Below are 23,259 nucleotides of genomic sequence, written 5' to 3' on the forward strand. Positions count from 1 at the left end.
AGACTAGGCCAGCCGACCGGCCCCTCCGGCGCGAGATCGGCGATCAGCGGCTGATGGCCACGAGATCGCCGATCTCGCGCACCGCTCAGGCGGCGACCGGCACCGGACGTCGGACGGCCACCCGGGGCCGGCGCGACGACCGCACGACCCGGGTCAGGACCGACGGCGACAGCAGGCTGGACGGCGGCGCCTCGAGGTTGGCCACCCGCAGGAACGCCGTCCCCACCGCGGGGTCGACGGCGGCCGCGCGGTGCACCCGCGCGACGTAGCCGTTGAGCAGTCGCGTGCGCCGGTCGACCGGCCCGGGGACGCCGGGGAACCGCCGGTCGCCGCCGGCCGCGATCTGCCACGGGACGTCGACGACCGGCGCGCAGGTCTGCCAGAACTCCTGGGCCAGCGACGGCCGGTCCAGCCCCGGACGGAGCAGGTCGCGCAGCGCGAGTGCCTCCAGGGAGGCCACGGTCATCCCCTGGCCGTAGACCGGGTTGAAGCTGCAGACCGCGTCACCGGTGACGAGCAGTCCCCGCGGCGACCGCGCCAGCCGCTCGTACCGCCGGCGCACCGACGCCGGGAACCGGAAGCGCCGCGGCTCCCCGAGGGGCACGGCGGAGCGGATGACCTCGTGCAGCACCGGCGAGGGCAGGCTCGCGGCGTACGCCTCGAAGCCCTCGGGGTCGAGCGGCGGCCGGTCCCCCAGGATCCCGCCGAGCCCGCAGATCCAGCGATCTCCCTCCTGGGCGAGCAGGACACCGCTCCGCGGGTTCTGCGGCGTGCCGGGCATGGCGAGCCCCATGTCGCCGTCGAGGTGGCCGGGCTCGCGGCGGTAGTGCCGCGTGGCGTAGGCGACGTCCACCTCGACCCGCTCCTCCTCCGGCGGCTCGAAACCCAGCGCGGACAGCCACTCCGGTGCCGGCGACTGGCGGCCGGACGCGTCGACGACGAGGTCGGCGTCCCACCGGCGGACGGAGCCGGCCGGACCTTCCCGGTCCACCCCCACGACACCGGTCACCCGGCCCGCCCCGTCATCCGTGAGCGACCGGACCACGACCCGCTGGCAGACGGTGATCCGCGGCTCGGCCAGGACCCGGCGGCGCACCTCCCGCTCCAGCAGCGGCCGGCTCACCAGCAGGCCGCTCAGCCCGGACCTGCCCCTGGCCATCGGCACGCCCTGGTTGATCCAGCGGAAGTCCTCCTGCACGTCCCCCGGCACGGCGCCCAGCGCGACCAGGTCCGCGGTCAGCCCCGGGAACAGCTCCTCCAGTGCCCGCCGGCCGCGTGCGAGCAGCCCGTGGGGGTGCGCGGTCTGCGGGGCGCCGCCGCGCGGGACGGCGTCCTCGGGCAGGGTGTCGCGGTCCAGCACCACGACCCGGTCGACGTGCTCGGCGAGCACGCGGGCCGCCAGCAGCCCGGCCATGCTCGCCCCGACGACGACGGCGGTGCCGTCCCGGCCGCGAGTGCGTTGCGTCATCGGTACCTCCTGGTCGCGCCGCCCGGACGGCGGCGGCTCGGGGGGACGGATCCGGGCCCCGCCCCGCCTGATACACCGGGGGCTCCGGGGAGCCGGTCCGAGGGCGTGGAAGGCTCAGGACCCGTGGCGGAGCGGGGGTTGCGTGCACCGGCCTGGCTCGAGGAGCTGGTGCGCACGACACCTCCGCCGGTGCCGTGGCGGGACGTCGTCCGCTTCGCCGTGACCGTGCCCGCGCCGCTGGCCGTGGCGGTCGCCGTCGAGGGCGGGATCGAGCCCGGCCCGGTGCTCGGCGCCGGCGTCTTCGCCACCACCGGCGCCCTCGCCGGCAGCCTCGCCCCGCAGGGCGGGCCGCTGCGCGACCGGCTGCGCCGCACCGCCGCGGCGACCGTCTTCGGCGGCCTCGGGCTGGTCGTCGGCCAGTTCGCCTCCGGGGGCGGGTGGCTGCCGGTGGTCGTGGTCGCGCTCGCGGCCGCGCTGGCGGCGTTCGTCAGCGCGGTGAACGCGGCCTTCTCGCTCGGCGCGCTGCAGCTGCTCGTCTACACCGCCCTGGCCTCCGGGCTGGCCACCCCCCTCTCCCCCGCCGCCGAGGTGGGCTTCTTCGTCGCCGGGACGGCGTGGGCCACGCTCACCACGCTGGTCCAGTACGCCACCGAGCCCAACGACCCCGACCGGACGGCGGTCGCCACCGTCTTCACCCGCATCGGCGAGCTGCTGGCAGCGGCCGGGACACCCCGGGCCGAGGAGGCCCGCCGCACGCTGACCACCGCCCTCAACGACGCCTACGACCGGGTCATCCGCTCGCGCAGCCGCACCACCGGCCGCAGCCGCGAGCTCGCCGAGCTGGCCGGCGTCCTCAACGCCGCCGCACCGCTGGTCGAGGGGACGGTCGCCGCCGCCCGCGCCGGGGTGCCCGCCGATCCGCAGGACGTGAGCGCGGTCCACGCCCTCGCCTCCGCCGTCACCGGCACGCAGCAGCTCCCCGCGGAACGCCCGCCGCACCTGGAGGGGGGCGAGCCGACCCGGCGCGCGGTGCGGCACGGGTTGCGGCTGGCGTGGAACGTCGTCGGCGACCCCGAGGAACGGGCCGGCGCCGCGGTGACCCAGCCGCGGCCGGACTGGCGCTCCCGGCTGCGCGACGTCGCCGACCGCACGCTGGGCAGCGCCGACACCCGCGCCTTCGCCGTCCGCCTGGCGCTGTGCATGACCATCGCCGAGATCGCCCGGCAGTACCTGCCCATCGAGCGGCCCTACTGGGTGCTGCTGACGGTCGCGATCGTGCTCAAGCCCGACTTCGGCTCGGTGTTCACCCGCGCCGTCCAGCGCGGCGCCGGCACGCTGGTCGGCGTCCTCCTCGGCTCGCTGCTGCTGCTGGCGCTGCCGCGCAACGCGTGGGTGCTCGTCGCGATGGCCGCCGCCGCGGCGCTGCTCCCGTGGGGCCGGGCGGCCAACTTCGGTCTGTTCTCGGTCTTCCAGACGCCGGTGATCATCCTGCTGCTGGACGTGGCGCTGCCCGGCGGTCCGGGGCTGGTCGGCGCGCGGCTGCTCGACACCCTCATCGGCTGCGCGATCGTGCTGGTCTTCGGCTACCTGCTGTGGCCGCAGACCTGGCGGGCACCGCTCGACGAGGCGCTGCGCGACGCCGCCCACGCGCTCGACGAGTTCGTCGAGGCCGCCTTCACCGGCAGCCCCGCCGAGCGCCGCCGCGCCCGCCGCCGCAGCTACCGGGCGCTCACCGAGCTGCACACCCAGCTGCAGCGCCGGCTGGCCGAGCCGCCGCCGGTGAGCACCCGCGCCGCCGCCTTCTGGCCGGTCATCGTGCAACTGGAGCGGACGTCGGACGCCGTCACCGAGGCCGTGATCGCCACCCGCCACGGCGAGCCCGCGCCCGATCTCGCCCAGGTGGCGGTCCTGCGCCGGGCCATCCGCGAGCTAGAGGAGGACATCCGCGCGCACCGGCCGCCGGATGACGCCGAGATCCACGCCGAGGGCGTGCTCGCGCCGGTCGCCCGCGAGGTGGACGCCGCCCGCCGGCTGGTCCGCGACGCCGCCCCCGGCCGCCGTCCGGGCACCGCCGTCGCCGACGAGTAGGCCGGCCGCGCCCGGGCGAGGATGGCCGGGTGACCTCCCGCGAGCTGACCGTCCGCACCGACGACGGCGTCGACCTGCACGTCGAGCTGGACGGGCGAGCCGACGCCCCCCTGACCGTCGTCCTCAGCCACGGCTTCACCGCCCGGCTGGGCGAGTGGGACCTGCAGCGGCAGGCGCTGCGGTCCCGCGCCCGGCTGGTGCTGTGGGACCAGCGCGGCCACGGCCGCTCCGGCTGGACGCCGCTGACCCGGGCGACCATCGACCGCACCGGCCGCGACCTCGGCCAGGTGCTCGACGCCGTCGTCCCGCGGGGGCCGGTGGTGCTGGCCGGCCACTCGATGGGCGGGATGAGCGTCATGGCGCTGGCCCGCCAGCGCCCCGAGCTGTTCGGCCCCCGCGTCGTCGGCGCCTTCCTGCTGGCCACCTCCGCCGGCGGGCTGGTGAGCGACGGGCTGGTCGGGTTCGGCGTCCGGGTGCTGCGGGCGCTCGGCCTGCTGCCGGTCTACCTCTGGCTCCTGCAGCTGTGGGCGCCGCTGCTGGAACGGTTCCGCCGCCGCGGCACCCGGATCGGCCGCTGGTACACCCGCCGCTACCTGTTCGGCCGGGACGACGCCGACCCGGAGCAGGTCCGGATGGTGCAGGACCTGCTGGAGGAGACACCGCTGCCGGTCACGATGGCCTTCTACGCGACCCTGCTCGACCACGACGAGTACGCCGCGCTGCCGGTGCTGGGCCGCGTGCCGGTCACCGTCGTCGCCGCCACCCACGACCGGCTCACGCCGCTGCCCCACGGACGCCGGCTGGCGGAGGAGATCGGCCCGTCGGCCGAGCTCGTCGTCGTCGACGGCGCCGGACACAGCGTGAACCTGACCCGCACCGCGCTCGTCGACGCGGCCTTCCTGCGGCTGCTCGACCGTGTGGAGGAGGCCGCCCGGGCCGCCTGAACCTCCGGTGGACGGAACCGGAGTCACGTGGTCGGGTAGGGGCCACCCGGAAGGGGCGACGGCGTTCCGCGGGCCCCCCAGGAGCTGGGACGATGGCCCGCCGCCGTCCGGCGGGGTGGAGGGAGCTGACCGTGGACCGCATGAGTCCGACCGATGCCGGGTTCTACTACGCGGAGAGCGAGAACACGCCGCTGCACGTGGGCTCGGTCGCGGTGTTCGAGGGGCCTGCACCCTCCTACGGCGACGTCGTGCGGCTGCTGCTCAGCAAGCTCCCGCTGGTGCCCCGCTACCGGCAGCGGGTGCGCACCGTGCCGATGAACCTGGGCCGCCCGCTGTGGGTCGACGACCCGCACTTCCAGATCCTGTACCACGTCCGGCACACCGCGGTCCCGAGCCCGGGCGGCGAGGAACAGCTGCGCAACCTGTCCGGCCGCGTCCTCGGCCAGCGTCTGGACCTGGCCAAGCCCCTGTGGGAGCTGTGGCTGGTCGAGGGCCTGGAGAACGGCCGCTGGGCGCTCATCTCCAAGGTCCACCACTGCATGGTCGACGGCGTCGCCGGCAGCGAGCTCATGCAGCTGGTGTTCGACCTCACGCCCGACGCCACCCACAGCGAGCCGCAGGACTGGACGCCGCAGCGCAGCCCGTCGTCCCTCGAGGTGGTCGCCGGCGCGTTCCAGGACGCCCTCACCCACCCGCTGCGCGAGCTCACCCGGCTGCCGGGCGCGGGCGGGGTCCGCGGTGCCGGCCGCACCGCGGTGAAGGCCGGCCGCTCGCTGGCCGCCACCATGCCGAGGACGGCCCGCCAGCTGGCCACCCCGACCGCCCGCTCGCTCAACGGGCCGATCGGCCCGCACCGGCGCTGGGCCTGGGCCGACGCCGAGTTCCAGGACCTCAAGCGGGTCCGGACGGCGTTCGGCGGCACCGTCAACGACGTCGTCCTCGCCGCCATCACCCGCGGCTTCCGCGACCTGCTGGAGCGGCGCGGGTCCCTGCGCGAGGGGCTGGTCGTGCGCTCGATGGTGCCGGTCTCGGTCCGGCGGCCCGACGAGCGCGGAAAGCTGGACAACCAGATCTCCGCGGTCTTCGTCGACCTGCCCGTCGGCGAGCCCGACCCGGTGGCGCGCCTGACCTCGGTGCGCCGTCAGATGGACGAGCACAAGAGGCGCATGCAGACCGTCGACGCCCGCTCGATCATCGCGATGGGCGACTTCATGGCGCCGACGATGCTCGCCCTCGGCGTGCGGGCCGCACTGGCCGCCGGCCAGATGTGGTGCCAGGCGGTCACCACCAACGTGCCCGGGCCGCGGGTGCCGCTGTACGTGCTCGGCCGCCGGATGTCCTCGGCGCACGCCTACGTGCCGATCGCCGGCGGCACCCGGATCTCCATCGGGATCTTCTCCTACCTGAGCTCGATGACCTTCGGGATCAACGCCGACTTCGACGCCTTCCCCGACGTCGACGTCCTCTCCCGTGGCATCTGCACGGGCGTGAGCGAGCTGCTCGAGGCGGCCTCGGCGGCCACCCCCGCCAGCGCCGCGACCTGAGGCGGTCGGCCGCTGCGATCGACCGGTCCGCTGCCGCGGTCGGCCGGTTCGCCGCCGCGGTCGGCCGGTTCGCCGCCGCGGTCGGCCGGTTCGCCGCCGCGGTCGGCCGGTTCGCTGCCGCGACGGCCGGGTAGCCGGTCGGCGTGGCAGCCCCCGAGACCGACCTCACCGTCGCCGTCACCGGCCCCACGGGGACCTTCGGCGCCGGCCTCGTCCCGCTCCTGCAGGACGACGACCGCGTCACGCGGATCGTCGGCATCGCGCGGCGGCCGTTCGACCCGGCCGAGCGGGGCTGGACGAAGATGGAGTACCGGCGCGGCGACGTCCGGGACCCCGCAGCGCTGCGGGAGGCCTTCGCCGGCGCCGACGTCGTCGTCCACCTGGCCTTCCTCATCACCGGCAACGCCCCGCGGGAGACCACGCGGGCCATCAACGTCGAGGGGACGCTCAACGTCTTCCGCGCCGCCGCGGCCGCCGGTGCCCGCCGCTTCGTGTACGCCTCGTCGGTCGCCGCCTACGGCTGGCACCCGGACAACCCCGAGCGGATCCCCGAGGACTGGCCGGTGCGCCCGGCCGCCCGGCTGTTCTACGCGCAGGAGAAGGCCGAGCTCGAGCAGCTGCTGGAGGCCGAGTCGGCGACCAGGCCCGACCTCGCGCTGTACCTCCTGCGCCCCTCCGCGGTGCTGGGCCCCAACGCGGTCGGCGCCAAGGACGTCCTGCCCGGCCCGCTCGCGCCGATCGGCCGCTGGCTGTTCGGCCGGCCGCGGCGGCTCCCGGTGACCGTCCCGGTGGTCACCCCCGAGCTGCAGCTGCAGTTCGTGCACGAGGAGGACGTCGGCCGGGCGCTGCAGCTGTGTGTCGTCGCCGCCGGCCCGCCCGGCGCCTACAACATCGCCGGGGACGGCGTGCTGACCGCCGCCGACGTCGCCCGCGAGTTCGGCGCGCTGCCCGTCCCCGTGCCCGCGGGTCCCGCCCAGCTGGCCGCCCGCGCGGTGGCCCGGCTGCCGTTCCTGCCGCCGGCGGCCGAGTGGGTGGAGGCGGCCAGCCGCCCGGCGATCATGGACACCGCCAAGGCCAAGGCCGAGCTCGGCTGGCGGCCGCGGTACACCGGGCGGGAGGCGCTGCGGGCCACCCTGGCCTGAGAAAGGACCCCCTCCTCCCCACCCCTCGCGAGCTCGGGGCGGTGCCCTGGAGGGGGGCCTCAGGGCACCCGCACCACCGAGGGGAGCCAGCCCAGGACGTGCTCGGCGAGCAGCTCCGGGCACTGCACCTGCGGCACGTGCCCCACCCCGGGCAGCTCGACGTAGCGCCAGTCGGGGTGCCGCCGGGCGACGTCGCGCGCCACCGAGACCGGCACCAGGCGGTCACGGTCCCCGTGCACCAGCAGGACCGGCACCCGCACGCCGGTCATCGCCCGGCGCACCAGCCGCGGGTCGGCCAGCAGCAGGAGCATCGACCGCACCGCCGTCAGGAAGGCGCGGTCCATGCCGGTGACGTCCCGCCGCTCGTCCAGCAGCGTCACCGAGCGGTCGATGAACTGCGGCGGGACGGCGTCGGGGTCGACGCCGCAGAGTTCGAGCATCTCGCGCACCCTGGCCCGCGCCCCGAGCCTGCGCCGCCGGCCGGCCAGGTAGCGCTCGCCCGCGACGGGCAGTGCGTAGAGCCCGAACGCCGCCGCGACCCGGGGATCGGGACGGCCCCGGGGGCCGGGCAGCGCCGGGTCGACCAGCACCAGGCCGCTCACCTTCGCCGGCGAGCGGTCCGCCTCCAGGACCGAGACCAGCCCGCCCATCGAGTTGCCGACCAGCACGACCGGGCCGCCGGTCACCTCCCGGATGAAGCGATCGAGGACGACGACGTTGTCCCGCACGTTCGCCGTCCGCTCCCCAGGCTCGCTGCGGCCGAAACCGGGCAGGTCGAGGGCGTGCACCCGCGCGTGCGGGGTGAGCAGCGGCGCGAACAGGTCCCAGTTGAGGTGCGAGCCGCCCAGTCCGTGCACCAGGACGACGGTCGGCCCGTCCTCCCGGCCGCCGAAGTCGACGTGGTGCACCGGGCCGTCGATGTCCACGGTGCGGCTGCGCCCGGGGGTGCTCCCGGCGTGGGTGTCGGCGTCCATGCCCGTACGGTGACACGCCCGTCCGATCACCCTCCTCCCGGGTCGAGCGGTGACGTCTGTGTCACAGGTCACGGTCACACTGCCGATGTGTCTCCTGGGTGGCGGCCGGTGTGTCACCGCCGGCACCCGGTGGGTACTGGGGCGTACCAGCCGCCCACGACGGCCGGCTGACGAGGAGGACGACGTGACCCGAGGCGATGGACCGGCGCTGCCGCTGTACTGGACCGAGCCCGGTCGGGCGGTGGCCGACTTCGGGCTGTACCTGGCGGCACGACCGCTGATGCCACGGCTGCCGCAGGGCGACGGGCACCCGGTGCTGGTGCTGCCGGGCTTCCTGGCCGACGACGCCTCGACGCAGGTGCTGCGCGCGACGCTGCGCCGGCTGGGCTACCGGGTCCACGGCTGGCGGCTGGGCCGCAACATCGGCCCCACCGGCGCCTGCGTGGCCGGGATGCGCGACCGGATCGACGACCTCAGCGACCGCTACGGCCGGCCGCTGTCCCTGGTCGGCTGGAGCCTCGGCGGCATCTTCGCCCGCGACCTGGCCCGCCGGACCCCGGACTCGGTCCGCCAGGTGATCACCCTGGGCAGCCCGTTCCGGCTCACCCGGCACAGCCAGAGCCGGGCGTCGCGGGCCTTCGACCGGTACTCCCACCTGCACGTCGAGCACCGGTCGCTGCCGCTGGAGCCCGACTGCACGCCGCTGCCGGTGCCCACCACGTCGATCTACTCGCACTACGACGGCATCGTGCACTGGCGGACCTGCCTGGAGACCCCCGGCGAGCACGCGGAGAACATCGCCGTCATGGCCAGCCACCTGGGGCTGGGCCACCACCCGGCCGCCATCTGGGCGATCGCCGACCGGCTGGCGCAGCCCGAGGGCACCTGGGCGCCGTTCCGGCCGCCGGTCTTCCTGCGCCCGGCCTTCCCGCGCCCCGACGTCCCCACGCCGCTGACCGAGGCAGCCGCGGCGGCCTGAGGGACGACGGCGTCCGGCGGCCGGACGGCCGCCGGGCTGCCGGTCAGGGGCTGAAGTCCGCCAGCACCCGCTCGAAGGGCTCGGGCTGGATGGCGACGCCGCCGGCGATTGGGCGGTCCATCTCGACGGCGACGAAGAGCAGCACGCCGACGAGCGCGGACAGGCTGCCCAGCATCAGGGAGTGCAGCACGGCGCGCTGGAGTCCGAACAGCAGCGCGAAGCCGATGGTCACGATCCCGCCGACGATCAGCGCCATCCACAGGACTCCGGGGATCGTCCGGTCGGCGTAGTCAAGGCGCTGGCTGCGCAGGCTCACCAGCTGGCTGAGCCGATCGACCTCGGCCCCCACGAACTGTTCCTGCACGGGCGTCGTGGCCTCGACCGAGGCGAGCGCGTCCGCCATCTCGTCGAAGATCGCGCCCACCCGGGGGTCGCCCGGTGCGCCCTCGGTCATCGCCGGCCACTCGAGCTCGATGACCTCGTCCGCGTACTGCCGGACCAGGACGTGCAGCTCGTCCTGCGTCCCGACCGGGAAGGCCGCACTCTCCCGGTGGAGACCGCGCAGGGTGCTCGCCTCCTGACCGACGATCCGCTCCGCAGAGGCGTAGTTCTCCCACGCGACGATCACGACGAACGCGAGGAGGACGGCGTAGATGACGCCGACCACCGCGATGATGAAACCGACCACCTCGTTGTGGTCACCCTCGGCCAGACTGGGCCAGCGGCGCCGGATCCCCCACTGCAGGAGCAACACCAGCCCGGGCATGACCACCACGAGCAGGAATGCCACGAGCCAGGTCGGCAGACCGAGGACGGCGTCGGCCACGCGGGCCCTCCCGGAGCAGCGGAGAACTGGGCCCTCGTGCGGATCCGGCGGCGCACGCCCCCGCTGGGCATTATGACGGACGACGCGAGTGTCGCGGGGCCCGGCACGGTCCGTCCAGGCCCCGCGAGGTGGGTGGGCGCGGCCGGGATCGAACCGGCGACCGCTCGCTTGTAAGGCGAGAGCTCTCCCGCTGAGCTACGCGCCCCGCGCGCCCAGGGTATGTGCCCCGGGCGCCCGGCCGGCCGCTAGGCGGCGAGCTTGGCCACGGCGTCCTTCCACCCCGACTGCTCGCGGGGGTCGCCGGGGCCGTTGACCTCGGCGAACGCGATGCGGCCCTCGGCGTCGACGAGGAAGGTGCCGCGCACCGCCATGCCCGCCTTGTCGTTGAACACTTCGTAGGCCTGCGCGACGGCCCCGTGCGGCCAGAAGTCCGACAGGAGCGGGAAGTCGAAGCCCTCCTGGGCCTTCCACGCCTTGAGGCTGAAGACCGGGTCGGTGCTGATGGCCAGCACCCGCACGCCCGCGTCGGTGTATGTCGTCAGCTCGTCGCGGAGCTGGCACAGCTCGCCGGTGCAGATCCCGGAGAAGGCGAAGGGGTAGAAGACCAGCAGGACGGGGGTCCCGCGCAGGTCGGCCAGCGACACCACCTGCTTGTCCTGGTCGGGCAGGCTGAACTCGGGCGCGGTGTCACCGACGGAGAGGCTCATGCGCCCGATCGTGCCCCACGTCGTGACGGGCTGGAACGGCCACCCCTCAGGGGCCCGCGCCGAGCCTGCGAGGCGTGGGGGGGAGGGGTGGTCCTCCGATCAACGGCGGCTGCGCGCCGCCTTGGGGGTCACCAGGCGGATGCCCGACCAGTCCTTGGCCGCCGACACGCTGCTGGTCTGCGACAGGCCCGCGGTGGGCGCCACCTCGGTGACGTCACCGGGCTCGACGTGGCCCGGACGGCCCGACTTGGGCACCAGCAGCCACACGACGCCGTCGTCGGCCAGCGACGTGATGGCGTCGGTGAGCGCGTCGAAGAGGTCGCCGTCGTCCTCCCGCCACCACAGGAGCACGACGTCGGCCACCTCATCGGTGTCCTCGTCGACCATCTCGCTGCCGGACACCTCGACGATGGAGTCCCGCAGGTCCTCGTCGGCGTCCTCGTCCCAGCCGAGCTCCTGCACGACCATGCCCGGCTTGATGCCCAGCCGGGCCGCCATGCTGGCGCTGCCCGAGTCGACGCTCATCCCTGCTGTTCCTCCATGGGTTCCGTTGCTGACCGGGGGACACGGACGCGCCCGCGCCGGTGGGGTGTCGTGGGAGTGGGTCGCGCCGCCGGGTGCGCGGCGTGCGGCGGACGGCCGCGGAGCAGGACACGACCAGCGGGAGACCTCCCCCGCAGCCTGGCCATGTCACCCCTTCCCGTCCGCACCGGTCCTCCCCGCCTCGGGTCGCCCGAGGCCGCGGCCGGCGTAGGCGGAAGCGTAGGGCATGCCTGGTCAGGTGCAAGCGGTCGAAATGCGGACCGGGACCGGCCGCCGTCCCGCCAGGTGGGCGTCCGGCGTGACGCGCACCCCACCCGAGGTGGACGATGGCCCCATGAGCGCTCCGCAGCAGCCGGGCGGCGACCCCGCCCGCGACGCCGGCAACGAGACCGGACGAGCCCGCGCGGTCATCACCGACGGGCTCCCCAGCCAACTGGTCGACACCGACCCCGACGAGACCTCCGAGTGGCTCGAGTCGCTCGACGCCGTCGTCGACCACGCCGGTCGCGGCCGCGCCCGCTACCTCATGCTCCGCATGCTGGAGCGCAGCCGTCAGCAGCAGGTGGGCGTGCCGGGCCTGCGCAGCACCGACTACATCAACACCATCCCGCCGGAGCGGGAGCCGTGGTTCCCGGGCGACGAGGACGTCGAGCGCCGGATCCGGGCCTACATCCGGTGGAACGCCGCGATCATGGTCCACCGGGCGCAGCGGCCGGGGATCGCCGTCGGCGGCCACATCTCCTCCTACGCCTCCTCGGCGTCCCTGTACGAGGTCGGCTTCAACCACTTCTTCCGCGGCAAGGACCACCCCGGAGGCGGCGACCAGATCTGGTTCCAGGGCCACGCCTCCCCCGGCATCTACGCCCGCGCCTTCCTCGAGGGCCGGCTCGGCGAGCACCAGCTGGACGGCTTCCGCCAGGAGGTCAGCCACCCCGGCGGAGGGCTGTCGAGCTACCCGCACCCCCGGCTGATGCCGGAGTTCTGGGAGTTCCCCACCGTCTCGATGGGCCTCGGCCCGATGAACGCCGTCTACCAGGCGCGGTTCAACCGCTACCTGCACGCGCGCGGCATCAAGGACACCTCCGACCAGCACGTGTGGGCCTTCCTGGGCGACGGCGAGATGGACGAGCCCGAGTCGCTGGGCGTGATCGGCCTCGCCGCCCGCGAGGAGCTGGACAACCTCACCTTCGTCATCAACTGCAACCTGCAGCGGCTCGACGGCCCGGTTCGCGGCAACGGCAAGGTCATCCAGGAGCTGGAGTCCTTCTTCCGCGGCGCCGGGTGGAACGTCATCAAGGTGATCTGGGGCCGGGAGTGGGACCCGCTGCTGGCCGCCGACCGCGACGGCGCGCTGGTCAACCTCATGAACCAGACGCCGGACGGCGACTACCAGACCTACAAGGCCGAGGACGGCGCCTTCGTCCGCGAGCACTTCTTCGGCCGCGACCCGCGCACCCGCAAGCTCGTGGAGAACATGAGCGACAAGGAGATCTGGAACCTCTCCCGCGGCGGGCACGACTACCGCAAGGTCTACGCGGCGTTCAAGGCGGCGGTGGAGCACAAGGGGCAGCCCACGGTCATCCTCGCCAAGACCATCAAGGGCTGGACCCTCGGCAGCCACTTCGAGGGCCGCAACTCCACCCACCAGATGAAGAAGCTGACCGCGGAGGACCTCGCCGCGTTCCGGGACCGGCTCTACCTGCCGATCCCCGACGAGCAGCTCGACAAGACCCTGCCGCCCTACTACAAGCCCGACCCGAACTCCGACGAGATGCAGTACATGCTCGAGCGGCGCCGGCAGCTCGGCGGTGCGGTGCCCCGGCGCCGGTCGGAGTTCAAGGCGCTCAAGGCGCCCGAGGACAAGGCCCTCGACGTCCTGCGGCGCGGCTCCGGCAAGCAGGAGGTCGCCACCACGATGGCGTTCGTCCGCCTGCTCAAGGAGCTGCTCAAGGACAAGGAGCTCGGCCCGCGCTTCGTGCCGATCATCCCTGACGAGGCCCGCACGTTCGGGATGGACTCCCTCTTCCCGTCGCAGAAGATCTACAACCCGGCCGGCCAGCGCTACACCTCGGTCGACCGCGAGCTGATGCTGGCCTACAAGGAGTCCGAGCAGGGCCAGATCCTGCACGAGGGCATCAACGAGGCGGGCTCCACGGCGTCGTTCACCGCCGCCGGCACCTCGTACGCCACGCACGGCGAGCCGATGGTCCCGATCTACATCTTCTACTCGATGTTCGGGTTCCAGCGGACCGGCGACTCGTTCTGGGCCGCCGCCGACCAGATGACCCGCGGCTTCGTCCTCGGCGCCACCGCCGGCCGGACGACGCTCAACGGCGAGGGCCTCCAGCACGAGGACGGCCACTCGCTGCTGCTCGCGCACACCAACCCGGCCGTCGTGAGCTACGACCCCGCGTTCTCCTACGAGGTCGGGCACATCACCAAGGACGCGCTGCAGCGCATGTACGGCGACGACCCGGGCGCCCCGCTGGGCGGCTCCCGCTCCCCCGACGTCATGTACTACCTGACCGTCTACAACGAGCCGTACAGCCAGCCGGCCGAGCCGGAGGGCCTCGACGTGCAGGGCCTGCTGGCCGGCATGTACCTGTACGCGCCGGGCCAGGGGGACGGCGCCAAGGCCCAGGTGCTGGCCTCCGGCGTCGCGGTGCCGTGGGCGCTGCGCGCGCAGGAGCTGCTGGCCCAGGACTGGGGCGTGTCGGCTGACGTGTGGTCGGTGACGTCGTGGAACGAGCTGCGGCGGCAGGCCGACGCGGTCGACGAGCACAACCTGCTGTACCCGGAGGACCAGCCGCAGGTCCCGTACGTGACCCAGCGGCTGCAGGACGCCCCCGGGCCGGTCGTGGCGGTGTCGGACTGGATGCGCGCGGTGCCCGACCTCATCGCGCCGTACGTCCCCGGTGGGATGGCGACGCTGGGCACCGACGGGTTCGGCCTCTCCGACACCCGCCCGGCGCTGCGGCGGCACTTCCACGTCGACGCCGAGTCCATCGTCGTCCGGGTGCTCGCCTCGCTGGCGCAGCGCGGCGAGGTCGACCGGGACGTCGTCCGGCAGGCGGTGGAGAAGTACCAGGTCCGCGACGTGCAGGCCGCGCCGGCGGACGAGCGGTCGGACCCCAGCCCGGCGACCTGACGAGGACCCCCCTGCCCCCCGCCACTCGCGAGCTCGCGGCGGGACCCGGCACGGGGGCCACCGTCCTGCCCGCCGGCGGCGGCCGCCGTGAGGTGGCCGTCCTCGGCGGCGGCGTGGTGGGACTGACCTGCGCACTCGAACTCACCCGCGCCGGGCACCGGGTCCGGGTGCACACCGCCGAACCGCCCGCGGCGACCACCTCCGCGGTGGCCGCCGCGCTGTGGTTCCCCTATCGGGGCGCGCCCGCGGACGCCGTCCTGCGCTGGGGCACCACCTCGCTCGCGGTCGTCACCCGGCTGGCCGGCGATCCCGCGACGGGGGTGGCGCTCCGGCCCGGGACCGTCGTGCACCGCACGCCCGATCCCGACCTGTGGTGGAGCCCGGGGATCCCCGGGGTCCGTCCGGCGACCGCGGACGAGCTGCCGGCCGGCGCACCCGCCGGCACCCGCTGCACGCTGCCGGTCGTCGACACGGTCGAAGGACCCCTTCCTCCCCACGCCTCGCAAGCTCGGCGCGGGCCCCTGGAGGGGGCCGGGCCTGCGGTCGGGTGACGTCCCCGGGGACGTCGTCGTGGTGGCCGCGGGGCTGGCCTCCGGGCTCTCCTCGACGACGACACCGGCATCCCCGTGCAGGGACAGGTGGTGCGGCTGGCCGACCCGGGCCTGACCGGCTGGGTGCTGGACGAGGACGGTCCCGAGGGCCTCACCCACGTCGTCCCCCGCGGGCGGGACGTCGTCTGCGGCGGCACCGCGGTGGAGGGGGCCACCGGCACCGAGCCCGACCCCGGTGTCGAGGCCGCGGTGCTGGCCCGCGCCTGCGCCCTCGTCCCGGAGCTGCGCGGCCAACCGGTGCTGTCCCGGGCGGTCGGGCTGCGGCCGGGCCGGCCCACCGTCCGGCTGGAACGGGTCGCCGTGGCCGGGCGGCCGGTGGTGGCCTGCTACGGGCACGGCGGCGCGGGCGTGACGCTCTCCTGGGGCTGCGCGGCCGACGTCGCCGCGCTGGTGTGAGCTCTCACCGGTCGCAGCGGCGGGTGACCCACCCGCCGAACCACCCCGAGAACCGCTGTCAGGTGGCGAGGGCCCCCAGCGCCATCGCGGCGTAGAGCGCGGCCCCGGCCGGCAGCACGTCCTCGTCGAAGACCACCAGGTTGGAGTGGTTGCCCGCAGCGGTCGCCGGGTCGGCGCCCGGCGGGCAGGCGCCCAGGAACGCCATCGCGCCGGACACCCGCTGCAGCACGTAGGCGAAGTCCTCGGCACCCATGAGCGGCTCCCGGGCGGTCACGCTGTTCTCCCGGCCGAGCAGCTCCCCCGCCACCTCCAGGACCCGGGCCGCCACCCCGGGGTCATTGGCGGTGACCGGATAACCCTCCGCGTGCACGACGTCGACCTCCATCTCGTGCGCGGCGGCCACGTGCGTGGCCACCCGCCGCATCGAGGCGACGACGTCGGCCCGCCGCTCCGCCGACAGGGTGCGGATCGTGCCCTGCAGGTAGGCGGTGTCCGGGATGACGTTGTCCGTGGAGCCCGCCGTCAGCTGCGCGACCGTCAGGACCGCCGGGTCGAACACCGGCACGCGGCGGGTGACCATCGCCTGCAGGGCCAGCACGATCTCCGCGGCCACCGGCACCGGGTCGGCCGCGGCGTGCGGCATCGAGGCGTGCCCCCCGCGGCCGCGCACGGTGACCTCCCAGTGGTCGGCGGCGGCCATCATGGGGCCGGGCCGCACGCTGACCACCCCGCTGGGCTGGTTGGCGAAGACGTGCAGCGCGAACGCACCGACCACCGGCGCCTCCGGGACGGCGTCCAGCAGGCCCTCGTCGAGCATGTACCGGGCCCCGTGGAAGCCCTCCTCGCCCGGCTGCAGCATGAACACGACCTGACCGGCGATCGCGTCGCGGCGCTCGGCCAGCAGCCTCGCCGCGCCCAGCAGCATCGCGGTGTGCAGGTCGTGGCCGCAGGCGTGCATCGCGCCGGGCACCTCCGAGGCGAACGGCAGGCCGGTGTCCTCGTGCACCGGCAGCGCGTCCATGTCGGCGCGCAGCAGGTACGTGGGGCCGGGGCGGGCGCCGCGGAGCACCCCCACCACCGAGGTGGTGCTCGACCCGACGGTCACCTCCACCGGCAGGCCGGCGAGCTCCTCGAGCACCGTGGCCTGGGTGCGCGGCAGGTGCAGCCCGATCTCCGGGGTGCGGTGCAGCCGGCGGCGCAGCTCCACGGTGCGGTCGGCGTCGGCACGGGCGGCGGCCAGCAGGTCGGCGGCAGGGATCGGCATGCGGCCACTCTCCCCCAGGACGCCGGGGGGGTTCAGACCGAGGCACAGGCCGGCCGGACCCCGACGATCACGGACCTGCCGCGGCGACACGCCGGGCGGGGTCGGCGTGCCGCCCCCCGGAGTCCGTGATCGTCGCGCTGCAGCGGCTCAGGTCGAGGCCCAGACCGGACGGGTGACGTCGAGCTGCCACACCACCGCGGTCACCGGGCCCTGCACCGGGCCGCCGTCCTGCCGCTCGACGCGGGTGCCGCCGGGCCGGGCCAGCACGAGCAGCCCGGGCGGCACGGTCGCCGAGGTCCCGTCCGCCACCGCCTCGATCCACAGCCGCGCGTCGGGGCGGTCGAGGACCACCCAGCCGTCCGCGTTGCGGTGCACCTGGTGCGCAGCGGGTTCCCCGGGGTGGGCACTGCGCAGGTACGTCTGCAGCACGTGCGCGCCGTCGTCCCCCGCGACCTCGTCGTGCTCGAGGCCCGTCCCGGCGCGCAGGACGGCGACGTCGCCGCCGGCCAGCACCGCGCCGCCGCCCCACGCGTGCCGCAGCGAGCCGGCCAGCACCACCGCGACGACGTCGACCGCCCGGTGCGGGTGCCGCCCGTAGCCGGCGCCGGGCGCCAGGCGGTCGTCGGCCAGCCGCAGCAGCGGGCCGAGCGAGCCGTCGTCCGGCTCGAGCAGGACGACGGACTCCAGGCTCACGAGACCTCCCGGGACGGCAGCGCGCCGCGGCCGCCGGGCAGCGCGTCGAAGGCGGCCGCCACCAGCATCGTCCACGCGACGCCCAGGGCCCAGCCGCCGACGACGTCGGAGAGGAAGTGCACGCCCAGCCACATCCGGGTCAGCCCGACGAGGACGACCAGCCCCACCCCCGCCGCGAGGGCCAGCCGCCGGTGCCGCGCGGTCAGCCGCGGCCAGGCGAGCACGAGCGCGATGGTGACGAGCGTGGCGATGCCCGAGGAGTGCCCGCTGGGGTAGCTCAGGCCGTCGTACGCGGCGCCGCCGTTCTCGAACGCCGGACGCACCCGGCCGAACGCCTCCTTGAGCAGGACGGTGACCGGGGCGACCAGCACGTTGGCCGCGACCACCCAGCCCGCCGTCCGCCACGCCCTGCGGGTGCCCAGCCAGAACAGCACGGGCAGCGAGACGACCACGCGGAACCAGGTGACGCCCGGGGTGGTCAGCACCTCCAGCAGCACGTCCGTGGCGACGGAGCGGTCGTCACCGGCGTAGAGCGCGCGGCTGACCGCCCCGTCGAGCCGGACCTGCGGCGCCCAGCCGACCAGCACCCCGACGCCCAGGGCGAGCAGCAGCGAGATCGCCGCGACGGCCGCCGCCAGCGCCCGCCGGGTGGTCGTCCGTCCGGGGTTGCGCTGCAGCACGTCCACTCCCCCACTCTCCCCGACGGGGCCGTGCGTGCCAGGCTGGCCGGTGTGTCGGACCGGGTCAGCAGGCGCTCGCCCTCCGCCGCCACGCTGCGGCGGCTGGAGCGCGCGTCCGGGTCGCTGTCGACCCGGGCGGTGGCCCGGATGGACGACGAGCTGCCCTGGTTCCGCACCATGCCCGCCGACCAGCGTTCCTGGGTGATGCTCGTGGCCCAGGCGGGCCTGGCCTCCTTCGTCGAGTGGTGCCGCAGCCCCGACCGCCCGCCGCGGCTCACCGGCGAGGTCTTCGGCGCCGCCCCGCGGGAACTGGCCCGCGTCGTGCCGCTCAAGCACACCGTCGACCTGGTCCGGGTGACGGTGGAGGTGATGGACGACTTCGTCGAGACCGTCGCCGAACCCGGGGACGCCGACGTGCTGCGGCTGGCGGTGCTGCAGTACAGCCGCGAGGTCGCCTTCGCCACCGCGCAGGTCTACGCCACCTTCGCCGAGAGCCGCGGCGCCTGGGACGCCCGGCTGGAGGCCCTGCTCGTCGACGCCCTGGTCCGGGGGGAGCGCCCCGAGGAGCTCTCCGGCCGCGCCTCGGCGCTGGGCTGGGCGTCCATGAGCCCGGTGACCGTGTTGGTCGGCACCGCCCCGCCGGACGGCGACGTGCACGGCGCCACCCGCCGCGCGGCGCGGCAGGTGCGCAGCGAGGTCCTCGTCGGGGTGCACGCCGACCAGCTGGTCGTCGTCCTCGGCGGCTCCCCGGACCTGGCGTCGGCCGCCGAGCGGATCGCCGACGAGTTCGGCCCCGGCCCGGTCGTGATGGGCCCGGTGGTCGACAGCCTCGGCCGGGCCGGCGACTCCGCGTCCGCCGCGCTGGCCGGGCTGCGCGCCGCCCGCGCCTGGCCGGGCGCCCCCCGGCCGGTGGCGGCCGACGCGCTGCTGCCCGAACGCGCTCTGGACGGCGACCCGACCGCCCGCGCGACGCTGCAGGAGCGGATCGCGCTTCCGCTGCAGGCCGCCGGCGGCGAGGTGCTGGAGACGGTGCGCGCGGTGCTGGCCAGCGGGGGCAACCTGGAGGCCAGCGCCCGCGCCCTGTTCGTGCACCCCAACACCGTCCGGTACCGGTTGCGGCGGGCCACGGAGATCACCGGGGTGTCGACCACCGACCCGCGCGGCGGCTGGACGGTGCAGGTCGCCCTGGCCCTCGCCGCGCTGGACCAGGACCGCTCCCTCTGGCACTGAAGCAGGACCGCCTCGCGGGGGCGGCACCGGCGCACAGTGCGGTTTCCACCACAAGAACGGGGGTAACACCCCGCACGAACCCGGTCCGATTGTGGGAACCCTCCAAAGAGCAGCGGTGTGCTTTCGTCCCGTTCGCCACGGCGTCACTTCCCGTTGTCTGACACGGTGAGGAGGTGCTGGCCGTCCTCGCCCCCGGACAGGGTGCTCAGAGACCCGGGATGCTGACCGACTGGCTCGAGCTCCCCGGGGCCGAGTCCTTCTTCCGCTGGGCCGGTGCGATCGCCGACGCCGACCTGCTCACCCTCGGCACCACGGGCGACGCCGAGGCCATCAAGGACACCGCGGTGACCCAGCCGCTGGTGGTCGCGATGAGCCTGTTCGTCGCCCGCGAGCTCGGCGGCCTGCCCGGCCCGGTGGCGCACACGCCCCAGGCCGGCCGGGACGTCGTCATCACCGGGCACAGCGTCGGCGAGCTCACCGCGGCCGCCCTCGCCGGGGTGCTCAGCGTCGAGGCCGCGATCGCGCTGACCGCCGTCCGCGGCCGCGCCATGGCCGCCGCGTGCGCGCAGACGCCGACCGGCATGTCCGCCGTCCTCGGCGGCGACCCCGACGACATCGCCGCCGTCCTGGCGAAGCACGGGCTGGTCCCCGCCAACATGAACGGCAGCGGGCAGGTCGTCGCCGCCGGCCCGCTCGAGGGCCTGGCCGGGCTCAAGGCCGACCCGCCGGCCAAGGCCCGGGTGATGCCGCTGTCGGTGGCCGGGGCCTTCCACACCGCCTACATGGCGCCCGCCCGCGCCGAGCTCGAGGGCCTCATCGGCGGCCTGCGCCCCGCCGAGCCGAGCCGGCTGCTGCTCTCCAACGCCGACGGTGCGGCGGTGACCAGCGGCCGCGAGGTGCTGTCCCGGCTGGTCAGCCAGGTGACCAGCCCCGTGCGCTTCGACGCGTGCCTGGCCACCCTGCGCGAGCTCGGCGTCACGGCGGTCATCGAGCTGCCCCCCGCCGGCGCACTCGCCGGCCTGGCCAAGCGCGAGTGGAAGAGCAGCGACATCGAGGTCCTGGCGGTCAGCAGCCCCGCCGACCTCGACCGCGCCCGCGCGCTCATCGAGACCGAGCGCGGTCGCCCCGAACCCACCGACCACCTGCCCGACTGGCGGGTCGTCGTCTCCCCCGTGCGCGGGACGGTCAGCCCCGCCGAGATCGCCGAGGGCACCCGCCTGCCGGCCGGGACGCCGCTGGGCCGCATCCGCAGCCGCCGCCAGGAGGCCGACGTCTCCGCCGGGTACGACGGCGTCCTCGCGGAGTGGCTGGTCCAGGACGGCGACCTCGTCGACGCCGGCGACCCGATCGCACGGCTCTACCCGGAGGAACAGTCATGACCGGACTCCAGCTGACGGCCGGGGCCCCCGGCGCCCGCATCCTCGGCTTCGGCAGCTACCGGCCGCGGCGCCGGGTCACCAACGACGAGCTCGCCCAGACCATGGACACCAACGACGAGTGGATCCAGGCGCGGGTGGGCATCGCCGAGCGCCGCTGGGCCGAACCGGACGAGACGCTGCTGGAGATGAGCGTGGCGGCCGGCGGCAAGGCGCTCGCGGCCAGCGGCCTGGACGCCTCCGAGGTCGACCTCGTGCTGCTCGCCTCGGCCAGCCTGCCGCGGCCGATCCCGGGCCTGGCGCCCGAGGTCGCCCACCGGCTCGGCGCGCAGCGGCCCGGCGCGTTCGACCTCAACGCCGGGTGCGCGGGCTGGTGCTACGCGCTCAGCGCCGCGGCCGACGCCATCCGCAGCGGCTCGGCGCGCAACGCCCTGGTCATCGGCGGGGAGCGGCTGACCGACTACACCGACCTGACCGACCGCACGACCGCCGTGATCTTCGCCGACGGCGCCGGTGCCGCCGTCCTCGGGCCGTCGGACAGCCCCGGCGTCGGGCCGGTCGTCTGGGGCAGCGACGGCGACCAGTCCAGCGCCATCGCCATCCCCGAGGGCGAGAAGGCGATGAGCATGGCCGGGCAGGCCGTGTACCGGTGGGCCACCACCCGGCTCACCGCCACCCTGCTGACGGCGATGGAGCGCGCCGGCGTGCGCCCCGAGGACATCGACGTCTTCGCGCCGCACCAGGCCAACCTGCGCATCGTCGAGCTCATGGCCAAGCGGCTCGGCCTGCCCGAGCGCACGGTCATCGCCCGCGACATCGTGCGGTCGGGCAACACCTCCTCGGCCTCCGTGCCGCTCGCGCTGTCGGCGCTGCTGGAGTCCGGTGAGGCCAAGAGCGGTGACCTCGCGCTGATCCTGGGGTACGGCGCCGGCCTCACCTTCGCCGGCCAGGTCGTCGTCCTGCCCTGACCGGCCCCACAGATCCCCGGGCCACAGGGGCCCGACGGCGGGAGACCCCGCCTCCACCCGAGAGAGAGGACCGCGCGTGAGCGAGGACATCCAGACCGGTCTGGCCGAGATCCTGGAGGAGGTCGCGGGCGTGGCGCCCGCCGACGCCACCCCGGAGAAGTCGTTCACCGAGGACCTCGACGTCGACTCCCTGTCGATGGTCGAGATCGCCACCGCGGTCGAGGACAAGTTCGGCGTCGCCATCCCCGACGACGAGCTGGCCAACATCAAGACCGTCGGCGACGCCATGAGCTACATCCAGAAGAACAAGGCCTGAGCAAGGACCCCGCTGCCCCCACCGCTCGCAGGCTCGCGGCGGGGCCCTGCAGCGGGGCCACGCCTGACCCCTGACCGCACGTCCCAGGAGGAACCCGTCATGAGCACGTCCGTCGGCGACGTCGTCGTCACCGGCCTCGGTGCCACCACGCCGCTCGGGAGCGACGTCGCCAGCACGTGGGACGCGCTGCTGGCCGGGCGGTCGGGGGTCAGCCGGATCACCGACGACTGGGTCAAGGAGTTCCCCGCCCAGCTCGTCGCCCGGCTGGCCGCCGACCCGGCCGGTCAGCTCGACCGCGTCCGCGCCCGCCGGCTGGACCGCAGCCAGCAGGTGGCCGTGGTCGCCGCCGAGGAGGCCTGGCGCGACTCCGGGGCGGCCGACGCCGGCGTCGCCCCCGAGCGGGTCGCCGTCGTGTTCGGCACCGGCATCGGCGGGGCGCTGACCCTGCTCGGCCAGGACGACGTCCTGGAGGAGAAGGGGCCCAAGCGGGTCTCCCCGTTCACCATCCCGATGCTCATGCCCAACGGCCCGGCCGCCGCGGTCGGGCTGGCGGTCGGCGCCAAGGGCGGCGTGCACGCCCCGGTGAGCGCCTGCGCCTCCGGAGCGGAGGCGATCCGCTGGGGGCTGGACCTGATCCGGTTCGACCGGGCCGACGTCGTGCTGGTCGGCGGCGCGGAGGCCTGCGTGCACCCGCTGCCGATGGCCGGCTTCGCCGCGATGCGCGCGATGAGCACCCGCAACGACGAGCCCGAGCGCGCCTCCCGTCCGTTCGACAAGGCCCGCGACGGCTTCGTGCTCGGCGAGGGCGCCGCCGCCCTCGTGCTCGAGCGCGCGGACGCGGCGCGCGCCCGCGGCGCCCGCATCCACGCCCGGCTGGCCGGGGCCGGCGGCACCGCCGACGGCTACGACCTGGTCGCCCCGCACCCCGAGGGCGAGGGCGCCGGGCGGGCGATCGCCGCCGCCATCCGCGACGCCGGGCTCACGGCCGCCGACATCGGCCACGTCAACGCGCACGCCACGTCCACACCGGTGGGCGACACCGCGGAGGCGGCGGCCATCCGGAGCACGGTCGGCGAGCACACCCTCGTGACGGCGACCAAGAGCCAGACCGGCCACCTGCTCGGCGCCGCCGGCGCCCTGGAGTCGGTCTTCACCATCCTCGCGCTGCGCGAGCAGCTCGTGCCGGCCACCGCCAACCTCGACGACCCGGACGACGACGCAGCCGTCCAGGCCCTCGACATCGTCCGGCAGGAGCCGCGGAAGGCGTCCCTCAGCGCCGCGGTCAACGACTCCTTCGGCTTCGGCGGCCACAACATGGCCCTGGTGTTCACCACCGCCTAGGCGCTCCGCCTCACCGCCCGG

At 75.3% G+C, this 23,259-nt stretch carries 20 protein-coding genes, 1 tRNA gene and 1 pseudogene; 13 read left to right on the forward strand and 9 right to left on the reverse strand.

Annotated elements, in window-relative coordinates:
• Positions 1–85 precede the first annotated feature (85 nt).
• Positions 86–1,468 carry an FAD-dependent oxidoreductase gene (locus tag ACI78Z_RS18220; RefSeq protein ID WP_457037958.1) on the reverse strand — a complete coding sequence of 461 codons (1,383 nt, stop codon included), beginning with the start codon at positions 1,466–1,468 and terminating at the stop codon, positions 86–88.
• 168 nt (positions 1,469–1,636) lie between these two features.
• Here ACI78Z_RS18220 and ACI78Z_RS18225 point away from each other — a divergent pair, with 168 nt between their 5' ends.
• From ACI78Z_RS18225 to ACI78Z_RS18240, 4 genes are all read left to right on the forward strand, one after another.
• Positions 1,637–3,556, forward strand: a complete 1,920-nt coding sequence (locus ACI78Z_RS18225; protein ID WP_457037959.1) for an FUSC family protein — start codon at positions 1,637–1,639, stop codon at positions 3,554–3,556.
• A 29-nt stretch (positions 3,557–3,585) separates the two neighbouring features.
• Positions 3,586–4,500, forward strand: a complete 915-nt coding sequence (locus tag ACI78Z_RS18230; protein WP_457037960.1) for an alpha/beta fold hydrolase — start codon at positions 3,586–3,588, stop codon at positions 4,498–4,500.
• A 140-nt stretch (positions 4,501–4,640) separates the two neighbouring features.
• Positions 4,641–6,044 carry a WS/DGAT/MGAT family O-acyltransferase gene (locus ACI78Z_RS18235; RefSeq protein ID WP_457037961.1) on the forward strand — a complete coding sequence of 468 codons (1,404 nt, stop codon included), beginning with the start codon at positions 4,641–4,643 and terminating at the stop codon, positions 6,042–6,044.
• Between the two features lie 143 nt (positions 6,045–6,187).
• Positions 6,188–7,186 carry an NAD-dependent epimerase/dehydratase family protein gene (locus tag ACI78Z_RS18240; RefSeq protein ID WP_457037962.1) on the forward strand — a complete coding sequence of 333 codons (999 nt, stop codon included), beginning with the start codon at positions 6,188–6,190 and terminating at the stop codon, positions 7,184–7,186.
• Positions 7,187–7,245: 59 nt separating this feature from the next.
• Here the strand turns inward: ACI78Z_RS18240 and ACI78Z_RS18245 are convergent, their stop codons facing one another.
• Complete coding sequence (locus ACI78Z_RS18245) at positions 7,246–8,160, reverse strand: alpha/beta fold hydrolase (protein ID WP_457037963.1); 915 nt, start codon at positions 8,158–8,160, stop codon at positions 7,246–7,248.
• Positions 8,161–8,344: 184 nt separating this feature from the next.
• On the opposite strand from ACI78Z_RS18245, the gene ACI78Z_RS18250 reads away from it, so the two are divergent.
• Positions 8,345–9,139: an esterase/lipase family protein gene (locus ACI78Z_RS18250; protein ID WP_457037964.1), complete on the forward strand. Its 795-nt coding sequence runs from the start codon at positions 8,345–8,347 to the stop codon at positions 9,137–9,139.
• Positions 9,140–9,182: 43 nt separating this feature from the next.
• On the opposite strand, the gene ACI78Z_RS18255 is transcribed toward ACI78Z_RS18250, so the two are convergent.
• From ACI78Z_RS18255 to ACI78Z_RS18270, 4 genes are all read right to left on the reverse strand, one after another.
• The gene (locus tag ACI78Z_RS18255) at positions 9,183–9,965 is read right to left on the reverse strand and encodes a bestrophin-like domain (protein WP_457037965.1); all 783 of its coding nucleotides are present in this window, start codon (positions 9,963–9,965) and stop codon (positions 9,183–9,185) included.
• Between the two features lie 133 nt (positions 9,966–10,098).
• Positions 10,099–10,170: transfer RNA gene (locus ACI78Z_RS18260), tRNA-Val, on the reverse strand.
• A gap of 40 nt (positions 10,171–10,210) precedes the next feature.
• A complete protein-coding gene (locus tag ACI78Z_RS18265; protein WP_457037966.1) occupies positions 10,211–10,672 on the reverse strand; it encodes a peroxiredoxin in 462 nt (153 codons plus the stop codon).
• Between the two features lie 99 nt (positions 10,673–10,771).
• A complete protein-coding gene (locus ACI78Z_RS18270) occupies positions 10,772–11,197 on the reverse strand; it encodes a DUF3052 domain-containing protein (RefSeq protein ID WP_012949524.1) in 426 nt (141 codons plus the stop codon).
• Between the two features lie 352 nt (positions 11,198–11,549).
• Here ACI78Z_RS18270 and aceE point away from each other — a divergent pair, with 352 nt between their 5' ends.
• The 3 genes and pseudogenes from aceE to ACI78Z_RS18285 form a co-directional block, all read left to right on the forward strand.
• A complete protein-coding gene (aceE, locus tag ACI78Z_RS18275; protein WP_457037967.1) occupies positions 11,550–14,363 on the forward strand; it encodes a pyruvate dehydrogenase (acetyl-transferring), homodimeric type in 2,814 nt (937 codons plus the stop codon).
• A 92-nt stretch (positions 14,364–14,455) separates the two neighbouring features.
• Complete coding sequence (locus ACI78Z_RS18280; protein ID WP_457037968.1) at positions 14,456–14,914, forward strand: FAD-dependent oxidoreductase; 459 nt, start codon at positions 14,456–14,458, stop codon at positions 14,912–14,914.
• A 45-nt stretch (positions 14,915–14,959) separates the two neighbouring features.
• Positions 14,960–15,370, forward strand: a pseudogene (locus tag ACI78Z_RS18285) (FAD-dependent oxidoreductase); the annotation flags it as partial.
• A 58-nt stretch (positions 15,371–15,428) separates the two neighbouring features.
• On the opposite strand, the gene ACI78Z_RS18290 reads toward ACI78Z_RS18285, so the two are convergent.
• From ACI78Z_RS18290 to ACI78Z_RS18300, 3 genes are all read right to left on the reverse strand, one after another.
• Entirely contained in the window at positions 15,429–16,634 is a 1,206-nt protein-coding gene (locus ACI78Z_RS18290; RefSeq protein ID WP_457037969.1) for a M20 metallopeptidase family protein, read from the reverse strand.
• Between the two features lie 147 nt (positions 16,635–16,781).
• Complete coding sequence (locus ACI78Z_RS18295; RefSeq protein WP_457037970.1) at positions 16,782–17,327, reverse strand: pirin family protein; 546 nt, start codon at positions 17,325–17,327, stop codon at positions 16,782–16,784.
• Positions 17,324–18,013 (reverse strand): phosphatase PAP2 family protein, encoded by a 690-nt coding sequence (locus ACI78Z_RS18300; RefSeq protein WP_457037971.1) that lies wholly within the window; start codon positions 18,011–18,013, stop codon positions 17,324–17,326. The genes ACI78Z_RS18295 and ACI78Z_RS18300 overlap by 4 nt, the downstream gene beginning before the upstream one ends.
• A 45-nt stretch (positions 18,014–18,058) precedes the next feature.
• Between ACI78Z_RS18300 and ACI78Z_RS18305 the strand changes: the two genes are divergently transcribed.
• The 5 genes from ACI78Z_RS18305 (at position 18,059) to ACI78Z_RS18325 (ending at position 23,238) form a co-directional block, all read left to right on the forward strand.
• Positions 18,059–19,237, forward strand: coding sequence for a PucR family transcriptional regulator (locus tag ACI78Z_RS18305; RefSeq protein ID WP_457037972.1), 1,179 nt, complete (start codon positions 18,059–18,061; stop codon positions 19,235–19,237).
• A gap of 173 nt (positions 19,238–19,410) precedes the next feature.
• The gene (locus tag ACI78Z_RS18310) at positions 19,411–20,616 is read left to right on the forward strand and encodes an acyltransferase domain-containing protein (RefSeq protein WP_457037973.1); all 1,206 of its coding nucleotides are present in this window, start codon (positions 19,411–19,413) and stop codon (positions 20,614–20,616) included.
• Complete coding sequence (locus tag ACI78Z_RS18315; RefSeq protein ID WP_457037974.1) at positions 20,613–21,581, forward strand: beta-ketoacyl-ACP synthase III; 969 nt, start codon at positions 20,613–20,615, stop codon at positions 21,579–21,581. The genes ACI78Z_RS18310 and ACI78Z_RS18315 overlap by 4 nt, the downstream gene beginning before the upstream one ends.
• 76 nt (positions 21,582–21,657) lie before the next feature.
• Positions 21,658–21,897, forward strand: coding sequence for an acyl carrier protein (locus tag ACI78Z_RS18320; protein WP_012949533.1), 240 nt, complete (start codon positions 21,658–21,660; stop codon positions 21,895–21,897).
• Positions 21,898–21,996: 99 nt separating this feature from the next.
• Positions 21,997–23,238: a beta-ketoacyl-[acyl-carrier-protein] synthase family protein gene (locus ACI78Z_RS18325; RefSeq protein WP_457037975.1), complete on the forward strand. Its 1,242-nt coding sequence runs from the start codon at positions 21,997–21,999 to the stop codon at positions 23,236–23,238.
• Positions 23,239–23,259: the final 21 nt, after the last annotated feature.

Source organism: Geodermatophilus sp. SYSU D01176 (assembly GCF_054050015.1).

Coding starts and splice junctions, on each gene's coding strand:
- ACI78Z_RS18245 (WP_457037963.1), bottom strand. CDS start 8,160: ATGGACGCCGACACCCACGCCGGGAGCACCCCCGGGCGCAGCCGCACC.
- ACI78Z_RS18270 (WP_012949524.1), bottom strand. CDS start 11,197: ATGAGCGTCGACTCGGGCAGCGCCAGCATGGCGGCCCGGCTGGGCATC.
- ACI78Z_RS18265 (WP_457037966.1), bottom strand. CDS start 10,672: ATGAGCCTCTCCGTCGGTGACACCGCGCCCGAGTTCAGCCTGCCCGAC.
- ACI78Z_RS18315 (WP_457037974.1), top strand. CDS start 20,613: ATGACCGGACTCCAGCTGACGGCCGGGGCCCCCGGCGCCCGCATCCTC.
- ACI78Z_RS18325 (WP_457037975.1), top strand. CDS start 21,997: ATGAGCACGTCCGTCGGCGACGTCGTCGTCACCGGCCTCGGTGCCACC.
- ACI78Z_RS18220 (WP_457037958.1), bottom strand. CDS start 1,468: ATGACGCAACGCACTCGCGGCCGGGACGGCACCGCCGTCGTCGTCGGG.
- aceE (WP_457037967.1), top strand. CDS start 11,550: ATGAGCGCTCCGCAGCAGCCGGGCGGCGACCCCGCCCGCGACGCCGGC.
- ACI78Z_RS18235 (WP_457037961.1), top strand. CDS start 4,641: ATGAGTCCGACCGATGCCGGGTTCTACTACGCGGAGAGCGAGAACACG.
- ACI78Z_RS18290 (WP_457037969.1), bottom strand. CDS start 16,634: ATGCCGATCCCTGCCGCCGACCTGCTGGCCGCCGCCCGTGCCGACGCC.